Here is a 16,722-nt window from a genome sequence, read left to right on the forward strand (position 1 = left end):
CGTTCCCCTGATCACAGCGCGGTTTCGTCGGTTTCGCCGGTGCGGATGCGCGTGGTCGATGCGAGATCGAGCACGAATATCTTCCCGTCGCCGATGCTTTGTGTGCCGGCGGTTTGCTGGATGGCTTCAACCACCTTAGGCATCAGCGCATCGCTCACCGCCACTTCGAGCTTCACCTTGGGCAGCATGTTCACCGAATATTCGGCACCGCGGTAGATTTCGGTCTGGCCCTTCTGGCGACCGAAGCCTTTCACTTCCGAGACAGTCATCCCGGCGACGCCTACCTCGGCGAGCGCTTCACGCACCTCGGCGAGCTTGAATGGTTTGATAATGGCGATGACAAATTTCATCTTTGACCCCTGCTTTCCCGGCCTCTGTCTTTGACCGGGGTCCACCCCGGCACAGACATGTTCTGCAAAGGCCGTGCCAAATGGACTTTATGGAAATTTCACGAGGAGGAGGTCAGGATTCGCGCTTATTGCTTATGTTGCAACGCACAAAATACAGGCACGCTGCTCAATTATTGGTCAGGGTGAGCTCTACGCGGATGGGCAGATGATCGGAGGCCAGCTGCGCCAGGGGGCTGGCGTGGACGTGCGCGCTATCGACGTTCCAGTGCGGGGTATGGACCAGCCGGTCGAGCGACAGGAACGGGCGATGCGCAGGGAAGCTTTCCCCCGGCTCCACCATGTTCCAATGTGCCGCCAGGCCGCGGCCGCGCGGGAAGACCGCACGCCAGGTATTGAAGTCGCCCAGCATGACCGCAGGCACGTCGGGCGCGCGACTGGCTCCGCAGATATGCGCCAGCTGGCGTTGCCGCATCAAGCCGCTGAGATCGAGGTGTACGCCGGTAACGCAGATGTCCTGCCCGCCCACATGCAGGAGCGCCCGCACGGCGCCGCGAGGTTCCAGCCGGGGAAGGTGATCGCCGGCGACCTCCTCGATCCCGATCCCCTCACGCACCAGCAAGGCATTGCCGTGCCAACCCAGGCTCTGCGGCTTCATAGGCACAGAGGCGACTTGCCACCCGCGATGAGACAGCGCGATCCGCTCAATCACACCTTCGCGCGCGCCGAAACGGATATCGACTTCCTGTAAGGCCACGATGTCCGCACCCAGCTCGTCAATCACATCAAGAATGCGCGCGGGATTGCGATCTCCGTCACGCCCGATGGCCTTGCGAATATTGTAGCTGGCGAAGGTGAGCTGCATCAGCTTTCGGAAGGCGGAGCTTCTCCGGCGATGTAGCGATCGGTCGGGCGTGTAGGCAGGCCATCAATGCTTTCGACACGCCCCTTGTGCTTGCTCGCCCATTTCTCGGGGTCCGCTTGTGCGTGATACTTCTTCAACGTGTCGCGCTCTGCCGAATGCTCCATGAAGGGCACGCCCCAGCCACAGCTGGTCTGCACGCTATCGACTGCGATATCGAAAATCTGCCGCGTTCCCGGCAGAAGCGTAAAGTGCCCTGCAAGCTCGCCCCAGCCATCATCGGCGGGCAACACCGGCTTACCCGTGCCATAGATGCGCGTGATCAGCGCGGGCTGTTCGAAATTACAGAACATCACCGTAATCCGGCCATCGGCTAGCAGGTGCGCGTTGGTCTCGTTCCCCGATCCGCCCAGATCGAGATAGGCGACGCGGTCAGGCGTAATAACGCGGAAGGCGTCATAGCCCTTGGGCGAGAGATTGATCCGCGCATCGGGCGCAGCGGTCGCAACAAAAAACACGGGCTGCTTCGCGATCATCGCGATGTGCTTATCGGTGAGGGTATCAGTGAAATCGGCCATGGGGAGAGACTAGGCTCACCCGCACGACTTGTCACCGCTCCTTGGTCGCCGAGAATTTCAGCTCAGGATTCTTCTCTTCCTGATAGCCGACATCCCACGCGCTCTTCGCCATGAAGACAAGATCGCCATCGCGGTCCTTCGCAAGGTTGCCCTGATTATACCGCTCGAATTCGCGCAGCGCCTCGTCTGAACCGATCAACCAACGCGCGGTAGCAAAGGGTGAGGCTTCGAGTGCGGCTTCGACCTTATACTCAGCACCCAGTCGCGAAATCAGCACGTCGAGCTGAAGCTGGCCGACAACGCCGACGATGCTCGACCCACCGATCTCAGGGTAGAACACCTGGATCACGCCCTCTTCCGAAAGGTCATCGAGCGCCTTGCGCAACTGCTTGGTCTTGGTCGGGTCCTTCAGCTGCACGCGGCGCAAGATTTCCGGCGCGAAGTTGGGCAAGCCGGTGAAGCGTACCGTGTCCTTCTCGCTCAGCGTATCGCCGACACGCAGGGTGCCGTGGTTGGGAATGCCGATGATATCGCCCGGCTCGGCAGTGTCGGCAATCTCGCGGTCCTGCGCGAAAAACAGGATGGGCGAGTGCACCGCGATGGGTTTGCCAAGACCGCTCGGCGTCAGCTTCATCCCGCGTTTGAATGTGCCGGAAACCTGCCGCATGAACGCGATGCGATCGCGGTGGTTCGGGTCCATGTTGGCCTGCACCTTGAAGATGAAGCCGGTGACTTCGTTGTAGTCCGGCCCGATCTTCTCCTCACCCGCAGGCTGCGGACGCGGTGACGGAGCGTAGCGGGCAATCGCATCGATCAGCTCTTCCACGCCGAGGTTCTTGAGCGCCGAGCCAAAATAGACCGGCGTCAGATCACCTTTGCGATAAGCCTCGAGATCGAACTCGGGATAGCCCGCCTGGGCGAGCTGGTACTCCTCCTCGAAGTTTTCCGGAATGTTTGCATCGCTGAGAGCATCGCGCTTGCCGAGATATTCCTTGGAGCCGCCCTCGACCCGCGCGACCTCTTCGGTGCGGAAATCCAGCAAGCCTTCAAATAGCCCGCCCATGCCGATGGGCCACATCTGTGGGCTCACGTCGAGCGCGAGCATGTCCGCCACCTCATCCAGCGTCTCGAACGGATCGCGGCCTTCGCGGTCCACCTTGTTGACGAAGGTGATGATCGGCACCGAACGCAGGCGACACACTTCGAACAGCTTGCGCGTCTGTGGCTCGATACCCTTGGCGGCGTCGATCACCATTATGGCGGAATCGACCGCGGTCAGCGTACGATAGGTGTCTTCCGAGAAATCCTCGTGCCCCGGCGTATCGAGCAGGTTGAAGGTGATGGTCTCGCCCCCACCGATTTCGGCAAATTCCTTCTCGAACGTCATCACGGACGAAGTGACCGAGATGCCACGCTGCTGCTCGATCTTCATCCAGTCAGACCGCGCCCGCCGCGCCTCGCCGCGCGCCTTCACCGCGCCTGCCGCGTGAATTGCCCCGCCTTGCAGCAGCAGCTTCTCGGTCAGCGTGGTCTTACCCGCGTCAGGGTGCGAGATGATCGCGAAGGTACGGCGATTGGACATGAGTGTTAACCGCGTAGCTCCGCGCCCTGTTTTGCAGCAGCCGCGACCACGGCATCCGAAATCGCCTTCAGCTCGTCATCCTTGTAAGACTTCTCGCCCGGCTGGAGCGTCACTTCGACTGCGACCGATTTCTTGCCTTCGGGCACACCCTGTCCGGCAAATACGTCGAATACGCTGGCATCGACGATGTTCGCCTTGTCCGCGCCTTTTACCGCCCGTAGCAGATCGCTGGCGGGTAGCTCCGCGGGCACAAGGAATGCAAAATCACGCTTCACCGCCTGCAGTGCGGGCGGCGCGTAGTGCGGCTTGGCAAAGCCTTGCTTGCCCTTCTTCGCCGGGATCGCATCGAGATAGATCTCGACCGCGACCACCGGGCCATCGACATCGAAGGCATCAAGCGTGGCGGGGTGCAATGCGCCAAAGCGGGCGAGCACGTTCTTGGGGCCGAGTCGGAGAGTGCCCGATTGGCCGGGATGGAATTGCGGACCAGCATCGCCCATCACCATCAGGTTCGCGACCGGTGCACCGGCTTCTGCCAGCAGCGCTTCGGCTTCGCCCTTGGCATCATAGGCGTCGAACGGAACAGCCTTTCCGCTCTTCCAGCCACGGCCAGTCTTTTCGCCCGCAAGCAGCACGGCGAGCGTTGGATGTTCGTCTGAAGAGCCATCGGCGCTGCGAAGGTAGCGGCGCCCGACTTCAAAAACGCGCAACGAGCTCGCACCGCGATCGGCATTGCGCTTCGCGGCGGAAAGCAGACCCGGCAGCAAAGAGGGGCGCATAGCCTTCATGTCTTCACTGATCGGATTGTCGAGCACCCAAAGCGGCTGGCCATCGGCAAAGTGCTCTGCCTCATCCGTGGGCAAGAAGGACCAGGTCACCGCTTCGTGCAGGCCACGCGCAGCCGCAGCACGGCGAACGCGGCGCTCGCGCAGCTGATCTGGCGATGAGGTAGGACGCGCCACGCCATCGGCGCGCGGCAGGGCAACGCTTTCGACCTTGTCGAGACCATAGATGCGCACGACTTCCTCAACGAGGTCAGCCGGGCCTTCGATATCGTGGCGGCGCAGCGGGCAAGTGACGTTCCAGGCGGAGTCGACCGCAAAGTCGAGACTTTCAAGGATACGCTTTTGCTCGTCTTCGGCCACTTCGACACCGCCGAGCCTGACGGTCATCGCAGGGTCGAAGGCAATCACCTTGGGTTCGCTTGGCGGAGAACCTGCGCGCACAACTTCGCTCGCTTCACCGCCGCACACGCGCTGGATCAGGCTTGTGAGAATGGACAGGCCGTCGTCCAGGAAGGCCGGATCGACACCGCGCTCGAACCGGGTGCGCGCATCCGATGCAAGGCCAAGTTTGCGGCCCGTTACGCCGATGGCTTCAGGATTGAAGTAGGCTACTTCGAGCAGCACGTCGGTCGTTTCCGGCTGCACACCCGAATGTTCGCCGCCCATGATTCCGGCAACATCATGCACGCCATTATCGTCTGCGATCACGGTCATGGTGGAATCGAGTGTGTAGGTCTTCTCGTTGAGCGCCAGCACCTTCTCGCCATCCTTGGCGCGGCGCGCAACGACGGCACCGGACAATTTGGCAAGATCGTAAGCATGCGTCGGGCGGCCGAAGGCGAGCATCACGTAATTGGTGATATCGACAATCGCGCTGATCGGGCGTTGGCCCGCGGCAATCAGGCGCTTCTGCATCCAGTCGGGCGAGGGAACGGTGTTGTCGACGCCCTTGATCACGCGGCCATAGAATGCGGGGCAACCTTCGGGATCATCGATGCGGATATCAACGGGACACGCGCCCTTGGCCTCGATTGCGCCCGGCTCGATCAGCTTGAACGTGCCGAGGCCAGCTGCGGCGAGATCGCGAGCGATGCCGTAGACACCCATGCAGTCCGGCCGGTTGGCCGTGATCGCCACATCGAACACCGGCGAGGCGTTGTGATATTCGGCGAAGGTCTGACCGACCGGCGCATCCTCGGGCAGCTCGATAATGCCATCATGCTCGTCGCCCAGCTCAAGCTCGCGCACCGAGCACATCATGCCATTGCTCTCGACACCACGGATCGCGCTCTTCTTGAGCTTCATGCCATTGGCCGGAACTTCGGCACCGGGCAGACCAAGTACGCCTTTCATCCCGGCACGCGCGTTGGGTGCACCGCACACGACTTGCAGCGGATCACCTTCACCTGTGTTGACGGTGAGCACCTGCAGTTTATCAGCATCGGGATGTTTTTTCGCGGTCAGCACTTCTGCCACGCGGAAGCCTTCCAGCTTTTCTGCCGGATCGTCGATTTCCTCGACCTCGATACCGATAGCGTTGAGCGACGCGGCGATTTCCTCCACCGTGGCATCGGTTTCGAGGAAGTATTTTAGCCATTCGAGCGAGAACTTCATGACCGCGCTCCTACACCGCCGGAAAGCGTCGGCTGTTCATGCCCGCTGAACCCGTAATGTGCCAGCCAGCGCGCGTCGCCATCGAAGAAGGCGCGAAGATCATCCATGCCGTATTTGAGCATGGCAAGGCGATCGACGCCGAGGCCCCAAGCGAAGCCCTGCCACTCATCGGGATCGAGCCCGGCGAATTCGATCACACGGCGGTTGACCATGCCGCTGCCCAGCAGTTCCATCCACGCATGGCCCGGCGCATCGCCGCTGCCACCGAGGACGCGCTTGCCGTCCACGATCTCGAAGCCGACATCGACTTCGACCGAAGGCTCGGTGAAGGGGAAGTAGCTCGGGCGCAAGCGCAGCACGATATCGTCCTTCTCGAAGAAGGCCTTGAGGAAAGTCTCCAACGTCCACTTGAGGTGGCCGAGGTGGATGCCTTTGTCGATCACCAGCCCTTCGACCTGGTGAAACATAGGCGTGTGTGTCGCATCGCTGTCCGAACGGTACACGCGGCCCGGTGCAATAATGCGCAAGGGTGCGCCCTCGGCCATCATCGTGCGGATCTGGACCGGAGAGGTGTGCGTGCGCAGCAGCATCTTGCCGCCCTTGGGCGCCGTGTCGGGGAAATAGAACGTGTCATGCATCGCGCGCGCCGGATGGCTTTCCGGCATGTTCAATGCGGTGAAGTTGTACCAGTCGTCTTCCACCTCGGGCCCGGTCGCGACCGAGAAGCCCATATCGGCGAAGATCTCTGCCAGCTCGTCCATGACTTGGCTCACCGGATGCACGCTGCCGCGCGGAGTTTCTGGTGCGGGGAGCGTGAGGTCGAGCGTCTCTGTGGCAAGACGCGCTTCGAGCTCGGCAGCTTCCAGCTCCGCTTTGCGCGCAGCAATCGCATCAGCAATCTCGCCGCGCGTCGCCTGAATGGCAGGCGCCTTCTCGTTGCGCTCTTCCGGGCTCATCTGGCCAAGCGTCTTCAACAGAGCGCTCACCCATCCCTTCTTGCCGAGCGCTTCCACGCGCCGCGCTTCAAGCACATCCAGATCACTCGCCGCAGCGATCGCGGCCAGTGCCGCTTCCTTGTTCGATTGCATGTCAGTCATGGAATACCGGTTTCTTCAATGAAGGGCGCTCCGCTAGCGAGAAATTGCGCCAATGGCAAAGCGGCAATGCGCCCTTGGGCCATTTGTCTAACGGTCCGGCGCGTCGAGTGTCTGCGCTGGCGAGCCGACGACAGCCGCCCGCGCGGCGGTAAACGACCGCAAGAACGGATGATCCAAAGCCGCGTATTCGGTCGGCGTCATACCCATGAAAGCGGCAAATTCGCGACTGAACTGCGCCTGGTCATGGTAGTGCGCGTCCATGGCTTTGGTCCACTTGCCTTCACTTTGCAGCATGAAGGCGGACAGACTGCGCATGAAGCGTTGGCGGCGCAGGAGAAGTTTTGGCGTAAAGCCGAAGAAACGACAGCACAGACGCTCAAGCGTGCGTACGCTCAATTGCACGCGTTCGGCGAAATCGGTAACTTTGGAGAGATCCTCTTCAACCAGTGCGCGGTGAATGCGCAGGATGCGCTCTTCCTCCGGATGCGGCTGCATGGCCTCGCGCATGAAATCGACCAGCGCGTCATACTGCTCTGTTTCGCGAACGGAATCGTCGCACAGCACATCGGCGAGGGGCGCAAATTTGCAAAACGTAGGGTGCTTTTCCGCGTCCATCGCCTTGTCGGCGACGGCATCGGCATCACTGTCGAATAGTCGAGCCCAGCCGAGCGGCATGATGCCGATGCCCCACATGCGCGTGTCGCCCAGAGCAAATTTCGCCGCGAGGCTGCGGGGGCCTGACGCAGCCACACGCGCATCGATCAGGCTTTGTTCACCCATCTGGGCATCGGGCACGTCACCACTGAAGAAGCGGATGCTCGCCCATTCCGGCGGCATGTAGTCGCAGATTTTCTCTCCGGCATCGATCGAGAGGTTGAGCCGGTAGAAGGTGGTGAAGCACCCTTCGAATTCACGCGGCGGCGCATAGAACTTGCTTTCCACATGCGAAGATGTGCGTAGCCCCGAACTGTGATCTGCCTGCCCCTGCATAGGCAGCCTTGTGGCGCGGAAATGCGCACAGCACAAACAATTAGGGCGCCGGATTTGCACCCGGCGCCCCAAATTGGTTCGGCTTGGTCGGCCTTACGCGGGAAGAGCGTCCTTCGCCTGCTTGATGATGAGACCGAATGCTTCGGCTTCATTCATGGCGAGATCTGCCATAACCTTACGGTCGAGTTCGATACCGGCGAGCTTGGCGCCGTGCATGAACTGCGAATAGGTCAGGCCTTCGGCGCGAACGGCAGCGTTGATGCGCTGGATCCACAGGGCGCGGAAGTTGCGCTTCTTAACCTTGCGGTCGCGATAGGCGTACTGGCCGGCCTTTTCGACGGCCTGGCGAGCGACGCGGATGGTATTCTTGCGACGGCCGCGATAGCCCTTCGCCTGTTCCAGAATACGCTTATGCTTGGCACGGGTGGTCGTACCGCGTTTGATGCGTGGCATGTCTCAGACCTCCCTTAATCGAGTCCGTAGGGGGCCCACTTCTTGACCGCAGCCTGATCGGCTTTGGCAAGAACCTTGGTCCCGCGCTGCTGGCGAATGTACTTGGCGTTGTGGCTGATCAGGCGGTGACGCTTACCAGCGACACCATGCTTGACCTTGCCGGTGGCAGTGAGCTTGAAGCGCTTTTTGACGCCGCTCTTGGTCTTCAGCTTGGGCATTTTCGTCTCCTTGGTCAGAAACACGTCCAACCAGCCCTGGCAGCCCTTTCAGCCAGACCGGAAGATAATCACGTGTCAGTGAAGGGCGCGCAATTAGAGTTCGCAGGCGCAAAATGCAAGCCCTGATTTCGCGCCCCGCCCCGCAGATGCAACCCCCCGCAAACCGTCTCCGGTTCGCGGGGGCTGCTGCGCCGCTATGGCTGGGCCGATCAGAAGTCCTTGCGGATAGTCAGACCCAGGGTACGCGGCTGATTGGTGCGATAGGCAAGCCGTGCACGCCCCCCACGCTCACGGTCGAAAGACAGCAGCGCGTTCTCGTCAAACACATTGTTGAGATAGGCAATGACCGAGAGGCCGTTGTCCAGATCGACACCTGCCGACAGGTTCACAATGTTATACGAAGGCAGCAGCAGATCGACCGTGGTCGATGCCGTTGCCGGCGCGCCGAGGAAAGGCAGGCCGTGCACAAATGTTCGCGGATTGTTTTCCTGGTCAGCGGGCTGCGTATAGCGATTGCCCACGTGGGTGAAAGTGGCCGCGACATAGGCGTCAGCACTATCCGCCACGGGGAATTCATAGCTACCCGATGCCGAGAGCTGGAATTCGGGTACCGACGGCAGACGGTTCCCTTCGCGGATACCCGTTGCACCGGCCAACGGGTCGGGCAGCGTTGTGTCAAACTCGGCCTCGATCAGGCTGCCGGAGAAGACGAAGTCCAGACCTTCAGCCGGACTGATGCCGAATTCGGCTTCGACACCCAGCGTATGCGCCTCGGGCACGTTGAAGACGATGCGCGAGGAGCAACTGCCCGCATCGAGCGTCACCTGCAGATTGCTGATGTCGGTGTAGAAACCGGCCGCGTTGAAATAGAACCCGTCGCCTTGCGCCTTCACGCCGGCTTCGTAGTTCCACAGCGTTTCATCGTTATAGTCTTGGAAGCCGCCAAACAGCGCCAGGTCCTCTGCGTTACACAGCGGGGTGTTGAGCGGATCGTTCACGCCGCCAAGGCGAAAGCCCTTCGATGCCTGCGCGTTGAGGGTAACATCGGGAGAGATGTCATAGCTCAGCAGGATACGCGGGCTGATGCCGTCCGAACTGGTCGTGTCGACCTGCCCGGTATCGCCATTGGCGAACAGACCACCCGTGGTGATCGTGCGCGTTTCATCGAAGTCATAGTAACGCGCGCCAACGGTGACATCGAAAGCATCGGTGATCGCATAGGTCGCTTCACCGAACACCGCGATCTGCTCGATGTCATAGGGTAGATCGGAGTTGAACGGAGAATTGGCCGGGAAGCCATTTGCCACGGCTGCCGAAGTTCCGGCACCCAATACCTGATCGGTGAAGGCGTCGTAACCCGGTGTCGGAAGGCGCTGGCGATAGAAACGGCTGGTGTCCGAATAGAAACCGCCGAGCACCCATTGCAGTGGGCCATCCGAATCCGAAGCCAGGCGCAACTCCTGCGTCCAGGTTTCCAGATCCGTTGTGTCCCGCAGGTTTGACGGCAGAAGAACGGCGTCAACCGGATAGCCGAGATCGACCGAGACAGAGCCCGTGAGCGCGCTGGCATCGCGGCTAACCAGAATATCGCGGTTGGTGTAGGACGTGACCGAGGTCAGCACAACGCCGCCCAGTTCAATCTCTGCCACCAGGTCAGCGATCAGTGTTTCGTCTTCAAAGGCTTCGCGCTGCAACAGATATTGCTGTCTCTCATCAAAGGTGAATGCAGGCGACTGTGTGGTGAAGGGGTTGGCATAGAGATTGAAAATCTCCTGCCGATTGAACCCGTCAGCATTGACCCGCTGATAGACAAGGCGCGGCGTCAGGCTGAAGCCATTCCCGTTGTCTATGCGGATTGCAAGGCGGCCGCCGTAACGCTCGCCGCCGTTGACGTTCTGGCCACCGCCAGAACCGGCTGCATCGATAAAGCCACCATATTCGGTGTAATAACCGACAACACGCGCGGCGACATTATCACCCATCGGCACGTTGATCGCACCCTTGAGATACCAGCCCAGATCGCCATCGCGTGGGCGGTTGAGGTTGGCTTCGATCGTGCCTTCAGTCACGCCGATCTCTGGACGATTTGTGATGTAGCGGATGGTACCGCCGACCGAGCCAGAGCCAAACAGCGTGCCTTGCGGTCCGCGCAAGGTCTCCACGCGATTGAGATCGAACAGGTCAAGATCGGGAGTGAACAGCGAGAGCGAGATCACGCTTTCATCAAGATAGACGCCGACCTGCTCTTTTACGCCCGGTTGGTCACGTACGACCTGCCCTGCCGAAACGCCGCGAACAGAGACCTGGCTTTGGCCCGGGCCAAGGTTCTGCACCGAAAGGCCCGCGACATTGCGCGAAAGGTCTTCCAGCGTCACTGCGCCGGAACGTTCTATATCGTCAGCGGTCTGCGCGTTGATGGAAAACGGAATGTCCTGGATATTGGCGTCCCGTTTGGTCGCCGTTACCACGATGGTGTTGCCGCGTTGAGCGGTCTCTTCTTCGCCCGTATCCTGCGCCATTACGGGCGCAGCGGACAAAGCCACTGCGGCAGTGCCGAAAAGCAGAGCCGTACGACAGCCCCCCGAAAACGTAATAAAGCTGCGCATATATCTCTCCTCCAGATGCATCTCTCACCGTTCTTGTGCGGCATTTGAAACAAGCGGAATTTACATCGCTTTCGTTCGGCTCGGAAGAGGGTGGCAGCAGATTGACTGCGGTTCGACACCGTGTGTCTCAATTCAGCAACACGCGCTTTTCGCGCAACCCACAGATATTACGCAGTATTTGCGCGTCGCCACTCCTCGTAGTTGCTCTTGGCTTCCTGCACGAAGCCAGAGCGGGCAATGAGCTTGAGCACGCCGCGATTGATCCATGAAAGCGGAGCTCGCAGCGGTCTTTCGAAATCGACAAACAGCACCACACGCTCCTCACCCGAGAGGTTGCGCGCCTTGTGGAGATAGGTGTCGTCGAAGACGAGGCTCTTGCCGTCTTCCCAGCCCCGCGTTTCATTGCCAACCGTGATGTCGATATCGCCGCGCGGAGGAACCTTCATGCCAAGGTGATAGCGCAGCACGCCCTTGTAGGGGCCGCGATGGAGCGGGATGCTCTTGCCCGGTGCAAGGATGGAGAAGAAGGCGGTGACAAGACCCGGCACATACTGCAGCGCCGCCCATGTCTGTGGGCATGCCGTAATATTGTCTTCGAACGGCACGCCGTAGCCGAGCAGAAAGTAGGTCTGCCAACGCTTGTCATCGGTCAGCTTGGTCTGGTCGTGACTGATTTCCTCAAAGCCGGGGATGGGTTGGCGTGATAGCAGCAGAGCATCCAGCTCGGCGCGGATTGCGGGATGGGCTGACTCTAGTTTCGCTGTCCATTCAAACAGCGTGGGATCATAGAACGCCGGGTCGCCATGGACGGAGGACTTGGCGATCAGCCGTTCGACCTTGGGCACCAGTCCTCCCGCGATGCTGAGCGTGCGCGGCGGCGCGACAGGTTCTTCCCGCTCGCTCACCGCGCAGCCCCGACATACAGATCGCGCATGGCGTCCAATTCCGCATCGCCAGCACGATAGGCAGGATAACGCCGAAATATCTTCTCGGTGATCAGTTCCATACGATTGCCGACCAGCGCGAGCGGGCGGTCACGCCCGGGATACGGCCGCGACTTGGCCAAACGCTTCCCGCCGAAGTTGCGCATGTAAAACCCTTCGTGCCCGCGCCGCGGTGTCGCCACCAGCCACGATGGCGCGAAGGTTTGCGCCAGCACCACCGGAATCCGGACCGCCGCCAGCGCCAGAGCAGGAAAGCGCTGCGCCAATTCCGGCTCGACGCAGAAACACGATGAATCGATGATCGCCCGTCCTTCTGCAAACCAGGGTGCAACAATTTCGGGAAAGACCAGACAGCATGGCGATGAAGCGCACGAACTGCGCGCCACATGCACCCGGATCGTAGCGAGTGGAATGCCTTCCAGAACAATCGCGAAAGTACGCGCGTTTAGGTCACGGTCACACTCTTCCCATATTGCACCGGTTCCGTTGGCACCGACCGCACCGGCATTGCGATAGGCGCGATATCGCAATTTCGCGACGGCACCTTTCAGGCGGGCATCAACTACGAGGGTTTGCAGACCATCGACTAGCGCTTGCAACTTCTGAGCGGGTGTCGTGGCTCTCGCAAGCAGGCGCTCAATCTTCTCGTACGCGCCCAGATCCTTTGCCGCCGCAATCGCCATTATGCCTCCCCTTGCCGCGAGTCGCGAGGGGCATTGTAGTCCGTGTAAATGGTTTTGGAGAAACCGTTTTTATCGCTCAGGCGAGGATCTCGACTACATCCTCCAGCCGCGCGGGATCGCCTATGGCCAACACAGTGCCATCAGACCCGGCATGCAGCGGCTCTCCGCGCCAGTCCCCCATCACCCCGCCAGCGCCTTCGACCACCGGGACCAGAGCCGCATAGTCATGCAACTTGAGCCCTGCCTCGGCCACAATGTCGATCTGACCCGAAGCGAGACAGCCATAGTTGTAGCAATCACCGCCCATCACCATGCGCTTGTGATCGGTTTGCCCGGCGAGCGCCATGAACTTGTCGCCCTGTTCGACCGAGAAATAGTGCGGCCCCGTTGTGGCAATCGTGGCCTTGTCCAGTTCCGGGCAGAGCCTCGCTTTGACCCGCTTGCCGTTGAACGTTGTCTCCTGCCCGGCAACGCCGAGCCAGCGCTCGCCGAGAATCGGCTGGTCGATGATGCCAAGCACCGGAAAGCCGTCCGCCAGCAGCGCAATCAATGTACCGAAGATGGGTCTGCCGGCAAGGAACGCAGTCGTGCCGTCGATCGGATCGAGCACCCACTGGCGGCCAGACACCCCGTCTTTGACGCCGTATTCCTCGCCGTGGATGCCATCTGCCGAACATTCCGCCTCGATTAGCTTGCGCATCGCGGCTTCGGCATTCCGGTCCGCCAGAGTGACAGGAGAGGCATCACCCTTCGCCTCGCTTTCGATCACGGTGCGGAACAGCGACTGGATTTCCGCACGCGCAGCATCGGCAAGGCGGTGGGCAAGAGCAATGTCTGAAGGAGAAGCCATGGCGGCCCTTCTAACCGACATGCCCAATGTTGCAATTGGGCAGTATTTTCCGCAAGAAACTCCGTAATGAACACGGGTCCGCGTATAACATCGCAAACGGGTGCAACCCGTAGCGGATCTCCGCTTGCGCTTTCGAGAGCTCCTGCGGAAGATCTGCGGCCGTGGTTCTATTGGTGGAGCGTGTCTGAAGGAGAGCTTCCGCCAGGCGTGCGCGTCAACTGTGGCCGCACAGTTGACCATCCCTGTATTACATGGATTTTCCACGATGCCTGGACCGCCGGCACGGCCGATGGCGAGCAGGTTTGGGAGCCGGGAGAGCACGGCAAGGCGCTCTACTTCGGGCCGCAAACGCGCCGCATGCCTTTGAGCATTGCCGGGAAATACATCGCAATAGCGCTACACTTCAACGCTGGTACAGCAGACCTGCTCGGCTTCCCGCCCGCGGCCGAAACGGTGAACCGGATCATCGATCTGGACCTTTACTTTGATCGCGACGTACCGCTCGGCAAGCTCGTGCCCTTGGGCAACGACTATGAAACCTGGCTGGCGGTGCTCGAGGAGCAGTTTCTACGCCCGCTAGTCGCCAAGAGTGGCAAGGCGGGGCCCTGCCAGATAGCGACCGACTTCGAAGCCGCGTGCCTCGCCGAACCTGACGTGTCGGTCGAAGAATTCGCCGCCCGTCAAGCGGTGTCGAAACGCACGATCGAGCGCAGCATCAAGCAAAGTTTCGGCATTACGCCCAAACAGGCCCTGCGCCGGGCACGCGCGCTGGACATGGGGGCCGCATTGCTGGGCGTCGCGCGCCCCGAAGACCAGCCTGAAATCGAAGACCGCTATTTCGACCAGTCACACCAGATCAAGGAGGTTCGCGCTTTCTTCGATATGCTGCCGACCGAGCTGAAAAACGGGACGCACCCGTTCCTGCGGCTCGCACTCGAAGTGCGCCAGCGCAGACGGCTCGATGCGCTCAACCGACTGGGGCCGGAAGAACTCGGCCCGTGGCGCGATCCCGATAGCGAGCCGCGCTCGCGGCAACCCGCCGAATAGGCCCGATCAAGCAGTCTTAGTCAAACAGGCTCGAAACCGAACTTTCGTCGGCAATGCGGCGAACCGCTTCACCGAGCAGCGGGGCAATGGTCAGCTCTCGAATGCGGCCGGAATCCTTGGCGGCGTCGGTCGCCTGGATGGAGTCGGTGATCACCAGCTCCTTCAGTGCAGACTTGTCGACACGCGCCACAGCACCACCTGACAATACGCCATGGGTGATGTAGGCCGCCACACTCTTCGCGCCCTGATCGAGCAGCGCCTGCGCAGCATTGCACAGCGTGCCACCCGAATCGACGATATCGTCAATCAGGATGCAGCTGCGGCCCTTCACGTCGCCGATGATGTTCATCACTTCGCTTTCGCCGGGGCGATCGCGGCGTTTGTCGACGATAGCGAGCGGGGCGTTGTCGAGGCGTTTCGCCAGTGCCCGCGCGCGCACCACGCCGCCAACATCGGGCGAGACAACCATCAGGTCCTCATCGCCATAGCGCGCCTGGATATCCGCAGCCATTGTCGGCGCGGCATACAAGTTGTCAGTCGGGATATCGAAGAAGCCCTGGATCTGTCCCGCGTGAAGATCCACCGCCAGCACGCGGTCAGCGCCGGCTTCGGTAATCAGGTTGGCCACCAGCTTCGCAGAAATCGGCGTGCGTGGGCCGGGCTTCCGGTCCTGCCGCGCATAGCCGAAATAGGGGATGACAGCGGTGATGCGCTTGGCCGAGGCACGGCGCAGCGCGTCGATACCGATGAGCAGTTCCATCAGGTTGTCATTCGCGGGATAGCTGGTGGACTGGACGATAAACACGTCCTCACCGCGCACATTCTCGTGAATCTCGATGAAAATCTCTTCGTCTGCAAAACGACGAACGCTTGCATCGGTCAGAGGGACTTCGAGATAGGCCGCAATGGCCCTGGCGAGCGGCAAGTTGGAGTTGCCGGACATGATCTTCATGGCGCACGAATCCCTGTTGGCTGGTGATGTTTCCGGCCTAGCGGAGCGTCATCGAAACGCAACATTGGTTGAGGGGGCTTTCCCCCGTCAGAGCTTATGCTCGCCCTTCACCCAACGCACCGTGCCCGAACTAGCGCGCATAACGACGCTTTCTGTCGTCATCACACGGTCGCCGTTCGGGCGCCTGATGCGCTTGACGCCGGACAGAAGCGAGCCTTCGGTGACGCCTGTCGCGGCGAAGATGCAATCGCCGCTGGCAAGGTCTTCCAGCTTGTAGATCCGGTCGAGATCCTCGATGCCCCATTTGCGCGCACGCGCGCGTTCATCATCATTGCGGAACACCAAGCGACCGTTGAACTGCCCACCCACGCAACGAAGCGCCGCCGCAGCAAGTACGCCTTCGGGCGCTCCGCCCTGGCCCATGTACATGTCGATAGTCGTGTCCTGATCGGTGGTCGCGATCACGCCCGCCACGTCGCCATCGCCAATCAGCACCACGCCGCAGCCGAGGCCCCGCAGCTCGGCGATAATGTCTGCATGACGCGGACGATCCAGCACGCACACAATGATGTCCTTGGGCTCGACCCCTTTCGCATCGGCGACCGCCATGACATTTTCGGTGACGCTCTTTTCAAGGCTAATCACGCCTTCGGGATAACCCGGGCCAACCGCGAGCTTGTCCATGTACACGTCCGGCGCGTTGAGCAGGCCACCTTCTTCAGCAGCGGCCAGTACGGCCAGCGCGTTGGGCCCGGCCTTGGCGGTGATGGTGGTGCCTTCGAGCGGATCAAGCGCGATGTCGATCTTCGGGCCCTTGCCCGGAGCACCGCCGACCTTCTCGCCAATGTAAAGCATCGGCGCTTCGTCACGCTCGCCTTCACCGATAACGACGGTGCCGTCCATATACAGAGTATCAAACGCGCGACGCATGGCTTCGACCGCTGCAGCATCGGCAGCCTTCTCGTCACCCCGACCAATCAGGTCCGATGCGGCAATGGCAGCGCTTTCGGTAACGCGCACCATTTCCAGCACCAGCACCCGGTCGAGTACACTCTGTTCACTCTTGTCCGTCGAATTCATGACCAATTCAGCCTCCAGCACCTCATTTGCGGAC

Annotated in this window: 16 protein-coding genes; 1 reads left to right on the plus strand and 15 read right to left on the minus strand. The window is 60.9% G+C overall.

Annotated elements, in window-relative coordinates; all coding sequences use genetic code 11:
• Positions 1 to 11: 11 nt before the first annotated feature.
• The 13 genes from OOZ52_RS12650 to OOZ52_RS12710 form a co-directional block, all read right to left on the minus strand.
• A complete protein-coding gene (locus OOZ52_RS12650) occupies positions 12 to 350 on the minus strand; it encodes a P-II family nitrogen regulator (protein ID WP_274698896.1) in 339 nt (112 codons plus the stop codon).
• A 166-nt stretch (positions 351 to 516) separates the two neighbouring features.
• On the minus strand, positions 517 to 1,212 hold the full coding sequence (locus OOZ52_RS12655; RefSeq protein WP_274698897.1) for an endonuclease/exonuclease/phosphatase family protein: 696 nt from the start codon (positions 1,210 to 1,212) through the stop codon (positions 517 to 519).
• A complete protein-coding gene (locus tag OOZ52_RS12660) occupies positions 1,212 to 1,787 on the minus strand; it encodes a pyridoxamine 5'-phosphate oxidase family protein (protein ID WP_274698898.1) in 576 nt (191 codons plus the stop codon). Before OOZ52_RS12660 ends, OOZ52_RS12655 begins: the two co-directional genes overlap by 1 nt.
• Positions 1,788 to 1,818: 31 nt before the next feature.
• Positions 1,819 to 3,369, minus strand: a complete 1,551-nt coding sequence (locus tag OOZ52_RS12665) for a peptide chain release factor 3 (protein WP_274698899.1) — start codon at positions 3,367 to 3,369, stop codon at positions 1,819 to 1,821.
• Between the two features lie 5 nt (positions 3,370 to 3,374).
• On the minus strand, positions 3,375 to 5,768 hold the full coding sequence (gene pheT / locus OOZ52_RS12670) for a phenylalanine--tRNA ligase subunit beta (RefSeq protein ID WP_274698900.1): 2,394 nt from the start codon (positions 5,766 to 5,768) through the stop codon (positions 3,375 to 3,377).
• Positions 5,765 to 6,865, minus strand: coding sequence for a phenylalanine--tRNA ligase subunit alpha (gene pheS, locus OOZ52_RS12675; protein WP_274698901.1), 1,101 nt, complete (start codon positions 6,863 to 6,865; stop codon positions 5,765 to 5,767). Before pheS ends, pheT begins: the two co-directional genes overlap by 4 nt.
• A gap of 87 nt (positions 6,866 to 6,952) precedes the next feature.
• On the minus strand, positions 6,953 to 7,807 hold the full coding sequence (locus OOZ52_RS12680) for a helix-turn-helix domain-containing protein (protein WP_274698902.1): 855 nt from the start codon (positions 7,805 to 7,807) through the stop codon (positions 6,953 to 6,955).
• 141 nt (positions 7,808 to 7,948) lie between these two features.
• The gene (gene rplT / locus OOZ52_RS12685) at positions 7,949 to 8,308 is read right to left on the minus strand and encodes a 50S ribosomal protein L20 (protein WP_274698903.1); all 360 of its coding nucleotides are present in this window, start codon (positions 8,306 to 8,308) and stop codon (positions 7,949 to 7,951) included.
• A 14-nt stretch (positions 8,309 to 8,322) separates the two neighbouring features.
• Positions 8,323 to 8,526: a 50S ribosomal protein L35 gene (gene rpmI / locus OOZ52_RS12690; RefSeq protein WP_048884691.1), complete on the minus strand. Its 204-nt coding sequence runs from the start codon at positions 8,524 to 8,526 to the stop codon at positions 8,323 to 8,325.
• A gap of 209 nt (positions 8,527 to 8,735) precedes the next feature.
• On the minus strand, positions 8,736 to 11,132 hold the full coding sequence (locus OOZ52_RS12695; protein ID WP_274698904.1) for a TonB-dependent receptor: 2,397 nt from the start codon (positions 11,130 to 11,132) through the stop codon (positions 8,736 to 8,738).
• Between the two features lie 167 nt (positions 11,133 to 11,299).
• Positions 11,300 to 12,037 (minus strand): aspartyl/asparaginyl beta-hydroxylase domain-containing protein, encoded by a 738-nt coding sequence (locus OOZ52_RS12700; RefSeq protein ID WP_274698905.1) that lies wholly within the window; start codon positions 12,035 to 12,037, stop codon positions 11,300 to 11,302.
• Positions 12,034 to 12,759 carry an N-acyl amino acid synthase FeeM domain-containing protein gene (locus tag OOZ52_RS12705; protein WP_274698906.1) on the minus strand — a complete coding sequence of 242 codons (726 nt, stop codon included), beginning with the start codon at positions 12,757 to 12,759 and terminating at the stop codon, positions 12,034 to 12,036. The genes OOZ52_RS12700 and OOZ52_RS12705 overlap by 4 nt, the downstream gene beginning before the upstream one ends.
• 76 nt (positions 12,760 to 12,835) lie before the next feature.
• A complete protein-coding gene (locus tag OOZ52_RS12710) occupies positions 12,836 to 13,609 on the minus strand; it encodes an inositol monophosphatase family protein (protein WP_274698907.1) in 774 nt (257 codons plus the stop codon).
• 66 nt (positions 13,610 to 13,675) lie between these two features.
• On the opposite strand from OOZ52_RS12710, the gene OOZ52_RS12715 reads away from it, so the two are divergent.
• Positions 13,676 to 14,656 carry a DUF6597 domain-containing transcriptional factor gene (locus OOZ52_RS12715; protein ID WP_274698908.1) on the plus strand — a complete coding sequence of 327 codons (981 nt, stop codon included), beginning with the start codon at positions 13,676 to 13,678 and terminating at the stop codon, positions 14,654 to 14,656.
• 16 nt (positions 14,657 to 14,672) lie between these two features.
• Here OOZ52_RS12715 and OOZ52_RS12720 read toward each other — a convergent pair whose 3' ends face one another.
• Together OOZ52_RS12720 and glpX are read right to left on the minus strand one after the other, a co-directional pair.
• Positions 14,673 to 15,608 (minus strand): ribose-phosphate pyrophosphokinase, encoded by a 936-nt coding sequence (locus OOZ52_RS12720; RefSeq protein WP_274698909.1) that lies wholly within the window; start codon positions 15,606 to 15,608, stop codon positions 14,673 to 14,675.
• 87 nt (positions 15,609 to 15,695) lie between these two features.
• The gene (gene glpX / locus OOZ52_RS12725) at positions 15,696 to 16,688 is read right to left on the minus strand and encodes a class II fructose-bisphosphatase (RefSeq protein ID WP_274698910.1); all 993 of its coding nucleotides are present in this window, start codon (positions 16,686 to 16,688) and stop codon (positions 15,696 to 15,698) included.
• Between the last annotated feature and the right edge of the window lie 34 nt (positions 16,689 to 16,722).

Origin of the sequence: Aurantiacibacter sp. D1-12 (assembly GCF_028858515.1) — a bacterium.
In the GTDB taxonomy this organism is placed as follows: domain Bacteria; phylum Pseudomonadota; class Alphaproteobacteria; order Sphingomonadales; family Sphingomonadaceae; genus Alteraurantiacibacter.